The organism is Streptomyces sp. NPDC107528 (assembly GCF_055639295.1).
This window is the reverse complement of sequence record NZ_JBVKAV010000008.1, coordinates 21,235-36,320: the sequence shown is the minus strand read 5'-3', so window position 1 is coordinate 36,320 and position 15,086 is coordinate 21,235. Positions and strand designations below refer to the sequence as shown.

Below are 15,086 nucleotides of genomic sequence, written 5' to 3'. Positions count from 1 at the left end.
CAACCACTCTGTGACCGGCGAACGCACTCCCTGCAACGCGCGGACAGCACAAAGGCCCTCAGGGCGCGCAAAACGCACTCTGAGGGCCTTACGTCTGCCGAACGGAAGGGACCGCTACTTCTTGTCGCCGTCCTTGCCCTTGTCGCCGCCGGCGCCCATGGACTCGTAGATCTCCTTGCACATGGGACACACCGGGTACTTCTTCGGGTCGCGGCCGGGCACCCACACCTTGCCGCAGAGCGCCACGACGGGGGTCCCGTCGAGTGCGCTCGCCATGATCTTGTCCTTCTGGACGTAGTGGGCGAAGCGCTCGTGGTCGCCGTCGCCGTGGGACGTCTGCGGCGTCGGCTCTACGAGGGTTCCCGTACCAGTCCCGCGCTCGGGCTCGAGAGTGCTCATGCCGCCAAGGGTACTGAAGCTCACAGGCATCAGTTGAGCGAAGGGTCGTCCGGATAGGTGGCCACCATCGCGAGCTCGTTGCGCTGCCTGCGCAGGACCTCGCGCCAGAGTCTTTCCGGCGCCGGCGAGGAGACGTCCCCGGGCTCCGATTCGACGACGTACCAGGCACCCTCCACCAGCTCGTCCTCCAGCTGGCCGGGTCCCCAGCCGGCGTACCCGGCGAAGATCCTCAGGCTGCCCACGGCCGAGGCGAGCAGCTCCGGCGGCGCCTCCAGGTCCACGAGCCCGATGGCTCCGTGCACCCGGCGCCAGCCCAGCGGGGCGCTCTCGCCGTTCGCGTCGCCGGGGATGACGGCGACGCCGAGCGCGGAGTCCAGGGACACCGGGCCGCCCTGGAAGACGACACCGGGTTCGCCGGTGAGGTCCGCCCAGCCCTCCAGGATGTCGCCCACGTCCACGGGCGTAGGACGGTTGAGGACGACACCGAGGGAGCCCTCCTCGTCGTGGTCGAGAAGGAGCACCACCGCGCGGTCGAAGTTCGGGTCCGCCAGGGCGGGCGTGGCCACGAGCAGCCGCCCTGTGAGCGAGGACACCTCGGTCATGCCAGACATGATCCCGCATCTTCCCTTCGCGTGGGGAGGCAATGCCGGTTCGTCAGTGAATGCAGCTCAGGGCGGAAAGGAGCGTCCCCCGGCGCACGGCCGGAACGGTGACCGCTCGTACTCGTGGCGGAACGGTTCGTGTTGTGACAGACCTATGACGTTCCTGAGGCGTGCTTGGGCTTACAGAAGGGGGGTCTGCGGCGATTACCCTTTCCCTCCTGGCCCCTGCCCAACTCATCGGAACGCGAGATACATGACCGTCAACGACGATGTCCTGCTTGTCCACGGCGGAACCCCGCTGGAGGGCGAGATCCGTGTCCGCGGTGCGAAGAACCTCGTACCGAAGGCCATGGTCGCCGCCCTGCTGGGCAGCGCGCCAAGCCGACTGCGCAACGTACCCGACATCCGTGACGTCCGGGTCGTCCGCGGTCTGCTCCAACTGCACGGGGTCACCGTCCGTCCGGGTGAGGAACCGGGCGAGTTGGTGATGGACCCCTCCCACGTGGAGAGCGCGAACGTCGCTGACATCGATGCCCACGCGGGTTCGAGCCGCATCCCGATCCTCCTCTGCGGCCCCCTCCTGCACCGCATCGGACACGCGTTCATCCCCGGCCTCGGCGGCTGCGACATCGGCGGCCGGCCCATCGACTTCCACTTCGAGGTGCTGCGGCAGTTCGGCGCGACCATCGAGAAGCGGGCGGACGGGCAGTACCTGGAGGCTCCGCAACGGCTGCGCGGCACGAAGATCCGGCTGCCGTACCCGTCGGTGGGCGCGACCGAGCAGGTGCTGCTGACGGCGGTGCTCGCGGAGGGCGTCACGGAGCTGTCCAACGCGGCCGTGGAGCCCGAGATCGAGGACCTCATCTGCGTTCTGCAGAAGATGGGCGCCATCATCGCGATGGACACCGACCGGACGATCCGCATCACCGGTGTGGACACGCTCGGCGGTTACACCCACGCCGCCCTCCCGGACCGCCTGGAGGCGGCCTCCTGGGCGTCCGCGGCGCTCGCGACCGAGGGCAACATCTACGTCCGTGGCGCCCAGCAGCGCTCGATGATGACGTTCCTCAACACCTACCGGAAGGTGGGCGGTGCCTTCGAGATCGACGACGAGGGCATCCGGTTCTGGCACCCCGGCGGCCAGTTGAAGTCCATCGCCCTGGAGACGGACGTGCACCCCGGCTTCCAGACGGACTGGCAGCAGCCGCTCGTGGTGGCCCTGACGCAGGCGACCGGCCTGTCCATCATCCACGAGACGGTCTACGAGTCCCGGCTCGGCTTCACCTCCGCGCTGAACCAGATGGGCGCACACATCCAGCTCTACCGCGAGTGCCTCGGCAGCTCCGCCTGCCGCTTCGGCCAGCGCAACTTCCTGCACTCCGCGGTCGTCTCCGGCCCCACCAAGCTCCAGGGCGCCGACCTGGTCATCCCCGACCTCCGCGGCGGCTTCTCGTACCTCATCGCGGCCCTGGCGGCCCAGGGCACGTCCCGGGTCCACGGCATCGACCTCATCAACCGCGGCTACGAGAACTTCATGGAGAAGTTGGTCGAGCTGGGCGCGAAGGTGGAACTGCCGGGCAAGGCCCTCGGCTGACGACACCTCACAGCCCCGGGCGGCCCAACGCCGCCCCCGGCTGGGGGTCCGGGGGTCACCCCCCGGGCAGACACAGCATGGAGAAGCTGGTCGAGCTCGGCGCGAAGGTGGAACTGCCGGGCAAGGCCCTCGGCTGACACACGCAAGCCGATGGGGCGGCCACCCGAACCGGGTGGCCGCCCCATCGGCGTTACTGCGGCGCCCTGGAGGGGGCGCGGGGAACTGCGAGACCAGCCACGGCGGGCCCGCAGTCGCCCACGGCGCCATGCCACAACGGCGCTCGCGCGCCCTTACTTGCCCTTGGCGGCTTCCTTGAGCTTGGAGCCCGCGGAGACCTTCACGCTGTAGCCGGCCGGGATCTGGATCGGGTCGCCGGTCTGCGGGTTGCGCGCGGTGCGAGCAGCACGGTGGGTGCGCTCGAAGGTCAGGAAGCCAGGGATGGTGACCTTCTCGTCGCCCTTGGCGACAACCTCGCCGACGGTCTCGGCGAACGCGGCCAGCACGGCGTCGGCGTCCTTGCGGGTCACCTCGGCACGGTCGGCCAGCGCGGCCACCAGCTCACTGCGGTTCATGTTGTTACTCCCGTGTTCTTCTTGCTGTTGAGGCGTGCCACGCGGCGGAGCCGCATTGGGCACAGCGAAGCCGATGCTGCCAGGGTCCTCGGACAGTCCCCGGACCCGGGTCCGTCCACGGACCCTCGCGCCCAGAGACGCATCCTGCCCCTACCTGCGGCGGGAAAGCCAATCCGGCACCCGGAGGAGTCGTGAGAACACCCTTGGGAGTCACACGAAGAGAGGGCCTGAGCTTTTCGCGTCACGATAAACGGCAGCAATGGGCCCCAGGTTCCACGACGCGCCGTCACAAGGGCTTGCCGTGGCGATCCTCACAGCCCATACACATTTTTCAGGACTGTGAGGCAGCGACACCCGGTGATTACTCGATGATTACTCGGCCGAACCCGCCGCGCTGACGGACTTCGCCGCCTCCCGCACCGCACCGGCGACCGCACCCGCGACCTTGTCGTTGAACACGCTCGGGATGATGTAGTTCGGATTCAGCTCGTCCTCGGTCACCACATCTGCCAGCGCCTTCGCGGCCGCGAGCATCATGTCGGTGTTGACCGTGCGGGACTGCGCGTCCAGCAGACCGCGGAAGACACCCGGAAAGACCAGCACGTTGTTGATCTGGTTCGGGAAGTCGGAGCGGCCCGTGGCCACAACTGCGGCCGTCTGGCGGGCGATTGCCGGGTCGACCTCGGGGTCCGGGTTCGCGAGCGCGAACACGATGGCGTCGTCGGCCATGGCGGCCACGTCGTCGCCGTCGAGCACGTTCGGGGCCGAGACGCCGATGAAGACGTCCGCGCCCCGCACGGCCTCCTTCAGCGTGCCCGTCAGACCCTCGGGGTTGGTGTTGTCGGCGATCCAGCGCAGCGGGGAGTCCGCGGGGGCCTGGCGCAGGTCCTCGCGCCCGGCGTGCACGACGCCGTGGATGTCGGCGACGACGGCGTTCTTCACGCCTGCGGCGAGCAGCAGCTTCAGGATGGCCGTACCGGCCGCGCCGGCGCCGGACATGACGACGCGGATGTTCTCAATCGCCTTGCTCGCCACGCGAAGTGCGTTGGTGAGGGCGGCCAGGACGACGATCGCGGTGCCGTGCTGGTCGTCGTGGAAGACGGGGATGTCGAGGGCCTCGCGCAGCCGCGCCTCGATCTCGAAGCAGCGGGGCGCGGAGATGTCCTCCAGGTTGATGCCGGCGAACCCGGGGGCGATCGCCTTGACGATCTCGACGATCGCGTCGGTGTCCTGGGTGTCGAGGCACAGCGGCCAGGCGTCGATGCCGGCGAACCGCTTGAAGAGGGCCGCCTTGCCCTCCATGACGGGCAGCGCGGCCTTCGGGCCGATGTTGCCCAGGCCCAGCACCGCCGAGCCGTCCGTCACAACCGCAACGGAGTTCCGCTTGATCGTCAGACGCCGCGCGTCCTCGGGGTTCTCGGCGATCGCCATGCAGACCCGCGCCACACCCGGCGTGTAGATCATGGACAGGTCGTCACGGTTGCGGATGGGGTGCTTGGACTGCATCTCGATCTTGCCGCCGAGGTGCATCAGGAACGTACGGTCGGAGACCTTGCCCAGGGTGACGCCCTCGATGCCGCGCAGCTGCTCGACGATCTCGTCGGCGTGCGCGGTGGAGGTGGCGGCGATGGTGACGTCGATGCGGAGCTTCTCGTGCCCGGAGGCGGTGACGTCGAGGCCGGTGACCGAGCCTCCGTGGGACTCGACGGCCCCGGTGAGCTGGGAGACCGCGGTTCCGCTCGCGGGCACCTCCAGCCGGACCGTCATCGAGTAGGAGACGCTGGGCGCCGTTGCCATGGCCGACTTCCTCTGCTTTCACCTGTGACGCTGGATGCCGTCCGATCGTCGCACCTACCGCCGAGTAGGAGTTAGCCGGGCTTGGATTGCGAACGTATTGTTCGCCACGCCTTCCCATGAAAAGAGACCCACGTCACATTCGTGACGTGGGTCTCTCCAACGTTCATGACACCGACCCGCCATGCTCGCCTCGCGGCAAGTGGTCGCTCGTAGCGACGAAGGTTGGGCCCGGGGGCTTGGATCGAGCCGGTGCCACACCCAGGCTAACAAACCGATCCCGTAAGGCCATTCCCGTACCGGTGGTTCAGCGGGATCAATCTCGGAGCAGGTCCGGCACCCCGTTCGCGTCCGGCTCGTCGCGCTCTCCCGACACCACCGCGAGCTGCTGGGTGGCCCGGGTCAGTGCGACGTACAGCACCCGCAGGCCGGCAGGGGACTCGTCGGCGATCTCCGCCGGGGAGACGACGATCGTCGCGTCGTACTCCAGCCCCTTCGCCTCCAGGCTGCCGAGCGCCACGACCCGGTCGCCGAGCCCGGCGACCCACTTGGCCGCCTCCTCGCGCCGCTGCATCGCGACGACGACGCCGACCGTGCCGTCGACCCGGTCCAGCAGTCGCGCGGCCTCCTCGCGGACCGTCTGCGCGAGGGAGTCCCGTACGACGGTGAAGCGCGGCTCGACGCCGGTCGAACGCACCGCCGACGGTGACGTCGAGCCGGGCATGGCGAGGGCGAGCACCTTCGCCGCCAGCTGGGCGATCTCGGCCGGGTTGCGGTAGTTCACGGTGAGCTGGAAGCGACGGCGCGGGCGGGTGCCGAGGGCCTCGTCGCGGGCCTCGGCCGCCTCGTCGACGTCGGACCAGGAGGACTGGGCCGGGTCGCCGACGACCGTCCAGGTGGCGTGCCGGCCGCGGCGGCCGAGCATGCGCCACTGCATCGGCGTGACGTCCTGGGACTCGTCGACGATGACGTGGGCGTACTCGGTGCGCTCGGCCGCCAGCCGCTCGGCGCGCTCGCGCTGCGACTCCTCGCGCACCGGCATCAGCTCCTCCAGCCCGGTGAGCTGGTCGAGCGGGTCCAGGTCGCGCTTCTTCCTCGGGCGGGCCGGGGTGCCGAGGATCGACTGGAGCTCGTCGAGCATGGCGATGTCGTGCACGGAGTACCCGTCCCGCTTCAGCGAGCGGGCGACCTTGCGCACCTCACCGGGGTTGAGCACCCGGCGGGCCCAGCGGCCGAGGCGTCGCTCGTCGGCCATCGCCGTCAGGACCGCCTTCGGGGTGAGCTCCGGCCACCAGGCGTCGACGAAGGCGGTGAAGCTGTCCTCCGACATCACGTCCTCGTCGAAGGAGGCGCGCAGCTCGGCGGCGAGCTCCGGGTCGGTGTGCCGGCCGGCCCCGCCCGACTGCGCCCACAGGGCGTCGAGCAGCAGCTTGCGGGCGCGCGGACGCAGCAGGTTCACGGGTGCGGTGCCGCCCAGCGCTGTGCGGCGGATACGTTCCAGCGCGTCGGCCTCCAGCTCCAGGCGGCGCCCGAAGGCGACCACACGCAGCCGGGTGGGAGGTCCGGCGGGGGTCTGTGCGGAGGTGTCGCCGTCGTCGTCGCCGAAGGCCAGCTGTCCCGTCCGGTTCGCCGCGATGTCGCCGTTGGCGGGCCGGCGGGCATCGGCCCCGCTGCCCGGCCCCAGCTCCAGGGCGCCCCGGGCAGCCTTCCGCAGCACCTTGAGCATGCGGTACGAGCCCTTGGCACGGGCGGTGGCCGGGGAGTCGTACAGCGTGGCCTCGGCACCGTCGACGAGGGAGCCGATCGCGCGGATGGCGACCTGGCCCTCCTCGCCCAGCGACGGGAGCACGCCCTCGGTGTACGCCACCAGCAGCGGAGTCGGCGAGACGATCAGGATGCCGCCCGCGTACCGGCGCCGGTCCTGGTAGAGCAGGTAGGCGGCGCGGTGCAGGGCGACGGCGGTCTTGCCGGTGCCGGGGCCGCCTTCGACGTACGTCACGGAGGCGGCGGGCGCCCGGATGACCAGGTCCTGCTCGGCCTGGATGGACGCCACGATGTCCCGCATGGTGTGGCTGCGGGCCTGGCCGAGGGCGGCCATGAGGGCGCCGTCACCGATGACGGGCAGCTCGTCGCCGCCGAGGAACGCCTTGAGCTCGGGGCGCATCAGGTCGTCCTCGACGCTCAGCACCCGGCGCCCCTTGGAGCGGATGACCCGGCGCCGCACGACCCGCCCGGGCTCGACCGGCGTGGAGCGGTAGAAGGGCGCCGCGGCCGGGGCCCGCCAGTCGATGACCAGCGGGGCGTAGTCCTGGTCGAGCACGCCGATGCGGCCGATGTGCAGGGTCTCGGCGATGTCGGCGGTGTCGTCCTCGCGGACCGCGCCCTCGGCGGGCTCGACGGCGGTGTACGCGCCGTCGGGCCCCTTCTTGCCGTCCTTGCCGGGCAGCAGGTCGATACGGCCGAAGAGGAAGTCCTCGAACTCGTTGTTGAGCCGATTGAGGTGGACACCTGCGCGGAAGACCTGCGCGTCCCGCTCGGCGAGCGCACCGGGCGTGCCGACCTGGCCGCGCTGGGCCGCGTCGTTCATGAGGAACTCCGCCTCGTGGATCTTCTCCTCGAGGCGCTGGTACACCCGGTTCAGGTGCACCTGTTCGACGCCGATCTCCCGATCTCTCAAGGAGTCTTCGAGCGCGGTTTCCTGTGGAGCCTGAGCGGCCACCGGGCCCCCTTCTGACGTGCTGGGCAGCCGTCAACCGTACGCGAAGGGGACCCGGAATTGCTACGGCGACTACACGTCTACCTCGACGATCTTCTTTCCGCCGAATTCCATGATCTCTACGTGATCGACCTGGTCCAGGGACATGGACACGCCACCGCTGACATAGAGCGGGTTCCTGGCCTGCTCGGTCTTGGCGTCCGGGATGCCGTAGCCCCACTTCGGGACGGACCAGGAGGCGGCCGTCTCGCGCTCGCCGTCCTTGCTGACGAAGATCAGGGAACACTTGAGCGGACCCTTGACGCCCTTGAGTTCGAGGGCCGTCTCGGTGCCCCACGCCTTCTCCGACATGCCGACGGTCGCGCTGGCGCCGGTCGTCGGGTCGGTCCCCGAGACCTTGTTCTCGGTTCCGGTGAACAGGTCCTTGGCGGGGTTGGCCGCGAGCGTCTGACCGGGGCTGCCGCCGCCGTCCGAGTCGCCGCCGTTCGTCGCCACGGCCACGAACGGACCGCCGACGATCAGCGCGGCCGCCGCGGCCACCATGTAGAAGCTGCGCCGGCGCTTCTGGGCGCGGCGCTCGGCGACCTCGTCGACGAGCTTGTTCACCAGGCGCGGGCTGGGCTTCGCCGACAGGGACTCGCCGATCGCGGGTGAACCGGTACCCGGCAGGTCCGCGAGCGCGGCCAGCATCGGCTCCATCCCGGCGAGTTCGTCCAGTTGCTGGGCGCACCACTCGCAGGTCGCGAGATGTGCCTCGAAAGCGGTTGCTTCGGCGTCGTCGAGAATCCCGAGGGCATAGGCGCCGACGGTCTCGTGTTCGCTCGGAACCGGATGTCCCGTCATGGGTCCAGACATACCCGAACCGCCCATCCCGAATCCCTGGTTTCCCCCGTAAACACTCATCACGCCGTCACCCCCCGCTCCTCCAGAGCCAGCTTCATCGACCGCAGGGCATAGAAGACCCTTGAGCGAACAGTGCCGCTGGGTATGCCCAGCGTCTCGGCCGCCTCATTGACCGTACGCCCCTTGAAGTACGTCTCGACCAGGACTTCCCGGTGGGCGGGCGTCAGGTCGTCGAGTGCGTCCGACAGCGTCATCAGCCACAGCGCCTTGTCGATCTCGTCCTCCGCGGGGATGACCTCCAGCGGCGACGGATCGACCTCCTGCGGCCGGGCCTGCCGGCTGCGGTGGCCGTCAATGACGATGCGCCGGGCGACCGTCACCAGCCAGGGGCGTACCGATCCGGTCGCTCGATTGAGCTGTCCGGCGTTCTTCCAGGCACGGATGAGCGTCTCCTGCACAACGTCCTCTGCTCGTTGCCGATCACCGGCGACCAGTCGAAGGACATACGCAAGGAGGGGTCCGGCGTGCTCTCTGTACAGCGCACGCATCAGCTCCTCATCAGGTTCCGAGGGCTGGGACATGCGATGTCGGGCCCTCGATCCACGTTCATTGGCCACGACGGAATCCTTGCGCACGCCCACCTCCGATGTCCGGGGGTTCCCCCAGTCGGTCGCTCGACTACCCGTACGCAAGCGGCGCTTCGAGTGTTCAAACAGAGGCGACAGTTTTCTTCGGAGTGACGTGACGAGCGGGACATGGCAGCACATTCCCACCGTGCGATCTTTACATTTCCGTCACAACGGCAAGATCGAAAGAGTGCTTCCCTACGGCCCCGTAGGTAAACGACGTGTAATCGAAATCACTTCGACAGTCGTTCCACAGAAGCCGCATAACGGACTGTCAGGCTCGGGTGAGCGCCGCGCGGCGACGATGCCGGGCCACTCTTTCGCGGTTCCCGCAGACCTCACTGGAGCACCAGCGCCTCCTGCGCCCCCGGGACGTATCGACATAAACGATCGGACAGTTGTCGCCCTCGCACTCCCGCAGTCCGGCCCGCGCGGCCGGATCGGTGAGCAGTTCCAGGGCGTCCCGCGCGACGGCGCCGAGCAGGGCGGGGCACTCGGGCGGGTGATCCAACTGCCGCACGAGGGTGCCGTCTTCCCCCCTGACGGCACGGGGGGCCGGTGGCGCCACGCGGGCGATGTCGTTCACGCGGGCGAGCGCGATGTCGTACGACGGCCTGTCGTACGGCCTGTCGTACGACGTCCAGAGCCCCGAGCCGAGATCGCCGCGGACCAACTGGTCGATACGGCCGCGCAGTTCGCAAAAGCGCGCCACCCAGGAGGCGTCGGCGTGGGTCAGCGGTGTGCCCGGCGGGGCGAGGCCGGCCCCGACGATCCAGGCGCACAACACCTCGACGGAGTCGAACCGTTCCTCGGGGTGCGTGGTCGCGAGGAGATCCAGACAGATCCGCCCGGCGTCGAACCGCAGCTCGAACGCGCCCGTGGCCGTACCCAGTGCCATGTGCCTGTCACCGCCTAGGGGTCACCCCGGTCATGAGGGGTCGGTGAGATGCCGTGAGGAGAGCTGGGGAGAACCGTTCCCCCTAACAGTGCCTGCCCGGGGGCGGGGCCGGAACCCCTCGTACCGCCTGCGGGCCTGGACGTCCGCTTATGCGGCTGCGCGTGACGGCCATGTTCGGGGGGCCTGCGGGTCCGTTGACTGGAGGGCATGACCACAACACCGAACAGCAAAGTCGTGGGAACCGTACTGGGCGCGGCCACGGTCGCGATGGGCCTGATCGCCGGGGCCTTCTACATCTTCGCCTGCGGGGTGATGCCGGGGTTGGCGCGCAGCGATGACCGGGTGTACGTCGAGGTCATGCGCGACATCAACGACGCGTTCGAGAACCCGGTGTTCTTCCTGAGCTTCTTCGGGGCGCTGGTGCTGACGGGCGTGTCGGCGTGGCAGGTCCGCGGGACGCCCTACCGGCGGTGGGTATGGGCGGCGGCGATCGCGTACGGGCTTGCCTTCGTGGTCACCGTCCTGTTCAACATCCCGCTGAACGACAGCCTGAAGGGGGCCGGTGATCCGACCGCCCTGCGAGAGGAGTTCGAGGACCCGTGGCTGGCGTGGAATGTCGTACGGACGGTGCTGTCGACGGTGGCGTTGGGGTGCTTGGGGCGGGCGCTGGTCCGGTACGGGCGGATCTCGCGGGGTTCGGCTGAACGCCGGTCGGCACCCCGGCCATCGGACCGGCCGGCGTTTGAGGACGAGGCCCGCTCAGGGCCGAGGGCGGGGGGCTGGGGGCCGCGGGCCCCCAGAGGGTGACTCCGACGCCGGGTGCCTCCCTACCCGTCGGCGTACTTCGCGTCCGTCGCCGGGTCCAGCGCCAGCCGGTACCCCCGCTTCACCACTGTCTGGATCAGCTTCGGCGCCCCCAGGGCCGTACGGAGCCGGGCCATCGCCGTCTCCACGGCGTGCTCGTCGCGGCCGGCGCCCGGCAGGGCACGCAGCAGCTCCGCGCGGGGCACCACCCAGCCCGGCCGTCGGGACAGGGCCCGCAGCAGGGACATGCCCGCGGGCGGTACGGGGCGCAGCGCCCCGTCGACCAGGACCGCATGGCCCCGGATCTCCACCCGGTGCCCGGCGACCGGCAGCGACCGGGCCCGCCCGGGCAGCTCCTGGCACAGCAGCTGGACCAGCGGTCCGAGCCGGAAGCGCTCGGGCTGGACCGTGTCGACGCCGAGCGCCTGCAGGGGCAGGGCGGTGACGGGGCCGACGCAGGCCGGCAGGACGTCGTGGTTGAGGGCGGCGAGCAGTTCGGGAAGCAGCCCGCGCTCCTCTGCCCGCGACAGCAGGGACGCCGCGGCCGGGGCGCTGGTGAAGGTGAGGGCGTCCAGGCCTCGGGAGACGGTCGCGTCCAGCAGCCGGTCGACCGGCCCGATGTCCTCCGGGGGCAGCCACCGGTAGACCGGCACCCCGAGCACCTCCGCTCCCCCGGCCCGCAGCGCCTCCACGAACCCGGGCAGCGGCTCACCGTGCAGCTGGATGGCGACCCGGCGCCCCTCGACGCCCTCCTCCAGCAGCCGGTCGAGCACCTCGGCCATGGACTCGCTGGACGGCGACCACTCCTCCGTCAGCCCGGCGGCCCGTACCGCGCCCTTGACCTTGGGGCCGCGCGCGAGCAGTTCGACGCCGCGCAGCCGTTCCAGCAGGTCCTCGCCCAGGCCCCAGCCGTCGGCGGCCTCGATCCAGCCCCGGAAGCCGATCGCGGTGGTGGCGATCACGACGTCCGGCGTCCGCTGGATGATCTCCTTGGTGGCCGCGAGCAGTTCGCTGTCGTCGGCCAGCGGCACGATGCGCAGGGCAGGGGCGTGCAGTACGGCGGCGCCGCGCCGCTGAAGCAGCGCCCCGAGCTCGTCGGCGCGGCGCGCGGCGGTGACGCCCACGGTGAATCCCGCGAGGGGCCCGTGTTCGGGTTGCTGCTGTTCGTCGTACATAACTCTCGTCCCGCACTCGAGTTGTGATGCCTGCACCAGGGTCTCCCACCGGGGTCGGCGGGAGCGGCTCCTGATCTTCCGGCTCCAGATCTCCTGACTCCTGGTCTTCTGACTCCTGGTCTTCTGACTCCTGGTCTTCTGGCTACCGATCGCGCCCTTGGTGGTTACACCTGTATGCCGAGCGAGCCTGTCAACGGTGCGTGACAGGCTCGGTTCGACTTGATGTCGGTGGTGTTACGTCACACCTCGGCATAGCTGAGCTGCGGCTTTGCGTCGGTGGCAGGTGCCGTGTCGGTCTGCGCGGCGGCCGGGCGGCGAAGGTATACGGCCCAGGTGACCGCGAAGCAGAGGCCGTAGAAGGCGAGGAAGGCGACGAACGCGCCGGTGCCGGAACCCACGGTGAGGAACGACTGGCGGAAGGCGAGGTTGATGCCGAGTCCGCCGAGTGCGCCCACCGCGCCGATGAGCCCCATGGAGGCACCGGAGAGCCTGCGGCCGTAGGCGGCGGCCTCCTCACCTTCGAGCCCCTTGGCGAGGGCCTTCGCGTGGAAGATGCCGGGGATCATCTTGAACGTCGAGCCGTTGCCGAGGCCGCTGAGCACGAACAGGGCGATGAACGCGGTGGTGAACAGCGGCAGCGACTTCTGCATCGAGGCCACGATGATGACCGCGGTCGCGGCGGCCATGGCGACGTAGTTCCACAGCGTGATCTTCGCTCCGCCGAACCGGTCGGCGAGCGAGCCGCCGACGGGCCGGATCAGGGAGCCGAGCAGCGGGCCGATGAAGGTGACGTAGGCGGCCTGGAGCGGCGTACGGCCGAACTGCGTCTGGAGCACCAGCCCGAAGGCGAAGGAGTACCCGATGAACGAACCGAAGGTGCCGACGTAGAGGAAGGACATGATCCAGGTGTGGGCGTCCTTCGCGGCGTCCTTGGCGGCGCCGGTGTCGTTCCTGACGGACGAGATGCTGTCCATCTTCAGCCACGCGAGGGCGGCGGCGATCACGATGAACGGGATGTAGATCCCGAGCAGCAGGCGCGGCCCGCCGCTGGCACCGATGACCGCGAGCCCGACGAGCTGCACGACGGGCACGCCGATGTTGCCGCCGCCGGCGTTCAGGCCGAGCGCCCACCCCTTCTTACGGAGCGGGAAGAAGGCGTTGATGTTGGTCATGCTGGAGGCGAAGTTCCCGCCGCCGACGCCGGCCAGCATCGCGCACACCAGGAAGGTCGTGAACGACGTTCCCGGCTCCATCACGGCGAACGCGGCGACCGTCGGCACCAGCAGCAGGCTCGCCGAGACGACCGTCCACATCCGGCCACCGAAGACGGCGACGGCGAAGGTGTACGGGACGCGCACGATGGCGCCGACCAGCGTGGCCATCGAGACGATCGTGAACTTGTCCGCGGGGGTGAGTCCGTACTCCGGCCCCATGAACAGCACCATCACCGACCACAGGGTCCAGATCGAGAACCCGATGTGCTCGGAGAGGACGGAGAAGAACAGGTTCCGCCGGGCGACCTTCTCCCCGATCTCCTCCCAGAAGACCTCGTCCTCGGGATCCCAGTGATCGATCCAGCGGCCTCCCCTGCTCGCGGCGGGGGCTGTGCTCGGGGCTGTCATGACGCCTCCACGGTTCCTTCGGGGCTCGGTCGCTCTCGATTGCTCCACGAGTGGCTGATCCCGAAGGTAGGGAGGGCGCGTTTCGGGGCTGTGGCTACGGGTGACCGGAAAGGAACTTTGCTCTCACCTGATGGAGTGGAGGGCTGAGAGGTGGCGGCGGTCGGTCCCGGTGTGGCGACAGCAGGGCGGCCCCCGGCATCAGCGCCGGGGGCCGCGTCACGTCGAGCCGGCGAGGCTCGGAAGATGAAGATCAGGTGCGGTACGCGTAGTACAGAGCGTTCGGGTACGACGCGATGATGCTCGCCACCGACCTGCTGTAGGTGTTGGTGGAGTGGTACGTCAGATACGGCACGCCGCGGTTGCGGGACGTGACGATCATGGTGTGGTCCTTCGAGCCGTCCTTGTCGAAGTCGAGCTGGAGGACATCGCCGACGTCGAGCTGGTAGACGTTCGCGAGGCTGGTCGTCCGCTTCGAGTTCTGGGCGAACCAGGACCACTCGTTGACGCCGATGAACGAGTGCGACTGGATGTCGGCGTTGCCGAACCACTTGGTGTAGTCGTACACGTAGCCGGGGACGTGCTTCCAGCCGCCCGCCTTCAGGGACTGGCTGACGAAGTTGGTGCAGTCGCCGCCCGCGCCCTGGCCGTTGAAGTTCGGGTAGGCCGGGTTGTAGTTGGACCAGTACTGCTTGGCGTAGGTGGCCATGGCCGGGTAGTTCAGGCCGGACGCGGTGAAGTTCTTCGGGTTGGCCGGGCCGGGGTACGAGGTCGACGCCTTGGGCGCCGACGGCGTGGTGCTGGCGACCTTCGCGGTCATCGGTTCGACGGCCGGCCTGGCCGTCGAGTTCACGGCGAGGTCGCCCTCGTCGGTCGCCCGGATTCCCGTCAGCTGCCAGTCGCCCCGCCGGTCGGCGCTGAACGTCAGCTCGTGGTGCGCCTGGAACCCGGTGGTCCCCGGCTCGCTGCCACGGACCTTCTCGTAGGTGAGGGTGGTGGTCTCGGTGACCGCGACCTTGGCCTTGCGGCCCTTCACGCTGGTGGCGTCCAGAGTGACCGTGGTGCTGCCCTTGCTGTACTTCTCGCCCAGCTTCGCGAGCTTGTCCTTGCGCTGGTCCAGCGCGGACAGTGCGGCGTCCTCGCTGCGGGCCGTACCGGCGGACATCCTGACGTCACCGGAGAAGCCGTCGGTCAGCGGCTTGTCCCGGTTGCCCTGCCGGCCGTCGACCAGCGCGTCCGTACGGTCGGTGAAGACCGCGTCCGCCAGCCGCTGGAAGGTGGCCTTGGTCCTGGCGTCCACCGTGGGGTCGTCGACGACCGCGGCGCCCGCGCTCCAGTTGGGCAGCATCGCCGCTCCGGCGACGACCGAGGCGGCCGCCGCGCCGAGTATGGTGGCGCGTCGCCGCGTACGGCTCAGTTTCCTTGTCTTCACTGATGGTTCCCC

Annotated in this window: 13 protein-coding genes; 2 read left to right on the top strand and 11 right to left on the bottom strand. The window is 69.6% G+C overall.

The features are described 5' to 3' along the window. Positions 1-114 precede the first annotated feature (114 nt). Together ACZ7L5_RS25000 and ACZ7L5_RS24995 are read right to left on the bottom strand one after the other, a co-directional pair. A complete protein-coding gene (locus ACZ7L5_RS25000) occupies positions 115-399 on the bottom strand; it encodes a DUF3039 domain-containing protein (RefSeq protein ID WP_328427332.1) in 285 nt (94 codons plus the stop codon). Positions 400-428: 29 nt separating this feature from the next. Continuing rightward, positions 429-1,001, bottom strand: coding sequence for a YqgE/AlgH family protein (locus ACZ7L5_RS24995; protein WP_328881327.1), 573 nt, complete (start codon positions 999-1,001; stop codon positions 429-431). Positions 1,002-1,254: 253 nt separating this feature from the next. Between ACZ7L5_RS24995 and murA the strand changes: the two genes are divergently transcribed. After that, positions 1,255-2,595, top strand: coding sequence for a UDP-N-acetylglucosamine 1-carboxyvinyltransferase (gene murA, locus ACZ7L5_RS24990; RefSeq protein WP_328881326.1), 1,341 nt, complete (start codon positions 1,255-1,257; stop codon positions 2,593-2,595). Between the two features lie 290 nt (positions 2,596-2,885). Here the strand turns inward: murA and ACZ7L5_RS24985 are convergent, their stop codons facing one another. The 6 genes from ACZ7L5_RS24985 to ACZ7L5_RS24960 form a co-directional block, all read right to left on the bottom strand. Beyond that, complete coding sequence (locus tag ACZ7L5_RS24985) at positions 2,886-3,167, bottom strand: HU family DNA-binding protein (RefSeq protein WP_007498188.1); 282 nt, start codon at positions 3,165-3,167, stop codon at positions 2,886-2,888. Positions 3,168-3,539: 372 nt separating this feature from the next. Further along, the gene (locus tag ACZ7L5_RS24980; protein ID WP_471518915.1) at positions 3,540-4,964 is read right to left on the bottom strand and encodes an NAD-dependent malic enzyme; all 1,425 of its coding nucleotides are present in this window, start codon (positions 4,962-4,964) and stop codon (positions 3,540-3,542) included. Positions 4,965-5,277: 313 nt separating this feature from the next. Beyond that, positions 5,278-7,680 (bottom strand): HelD family protein, encoded by a 2,403-nt coding sequence (locus ACZ7L5_RS24975; protein WP_471518913.1) that lies wholly within the window; start codon positions 7,678-7,680, stop codon positions 5,278-5,280. A gap of 69 nt (positions 7,681-7,749) precedes the next feature. After that, on the bottom strand, positions 7,750-8,580 hold the full coding sequence (locus ACZ7L5_RS24970) for an anti-sigma factor family protein (RefSeq protein WP_471518911.1): 831 nt from the start codon (positions 8,578-8,580) through the stop codon (positions 7,750-7,752). After that, entirely contained in the window at positions 8,580-9,101 is a 522-nt protein-coding gene (locus tag ACZ7L5_RS24965) for a sigma-70 family RNA polymerase sigma factor (protein WP_010039908.1), read from the bottom strand. Before ACZ7L5_RS24965 ends, ACZ7L5_RS24970 begins: the two co-directional genes overlap by 1 nt. A gap of 319 nt (positions 9,102-9,420) precedes the next feature. After that, positions 9,421-10,044, bottom strand: coding sequence for a CGNR zinc finger domain-containing protein (locus ACZ7L5_RS24960; protein ID WP_471518909.1), 624 nt, complete (start codon positions 10,042-10,044; stop codon positions 9,421-9,423). A gap of 207 nt (positions 10,045-10,251) precedes the next feature. On the opposite strand from ACZ7L5_RS24960, the gene ACZ7L5_RS24955 reads away from it, so the two are divergent. Next, entirely contained in the window at positions 10,252-10,851 is a 600-nt protein-coding gene (locus ACZ7L5_RS24955) for an anthrone oxygenase family protein (protein ID WP_471518907.1), read from the top strand. Between the two features lie 20 nt (positions 10,852-10,871). On the opposite strand, the gene ACZ7L5_RS24950 is transcribed toward ACZ7L5_RS24955, so the two are convergent. From ACZ7L5_RS24950 to ACZ7L5_RS24940, 3 genes are all read right to left on the bottom strand, one after another. Next, positions 10,872-12,023, bottom strand: a complete 1,152-nt coding sequence (locus ACZ7L5_RS24950; RefSeq protein WP_471518905.1) for a uroporphyrinogen-III synthase — start codon at positions 12,021-12,023, stop codon at positions 10,872-10,874. Positions 12,024-12,262: 239 nt separating this feature from the next. Next, on the bottom strand, positions 12,263-13,645 hold the full coding sequence (locus ACZ7L5_RS24945) for a nitrate/nitrite transporter (RefSeq protein ID WP_471518903.1): 1,383 nt from the start codon (positions 13,643-13,645) through the stop codon (positions 12,263-12,265). 250 nt (positions 13,646-13,895) lie between these two features. Then, on the bottom strand, positions 13,896-15,074 hold the full coding sequence (locus ACZ7L5_RS24940) for an amidase domain-containing protein (protein WP_471518901.1): 1,179 nt from the start codon (positions 15,072-15,074) through the stop codon (positions 13,896-13,898). Positions 15,075-15,086 lie beyond the last annotated feature (12 nt).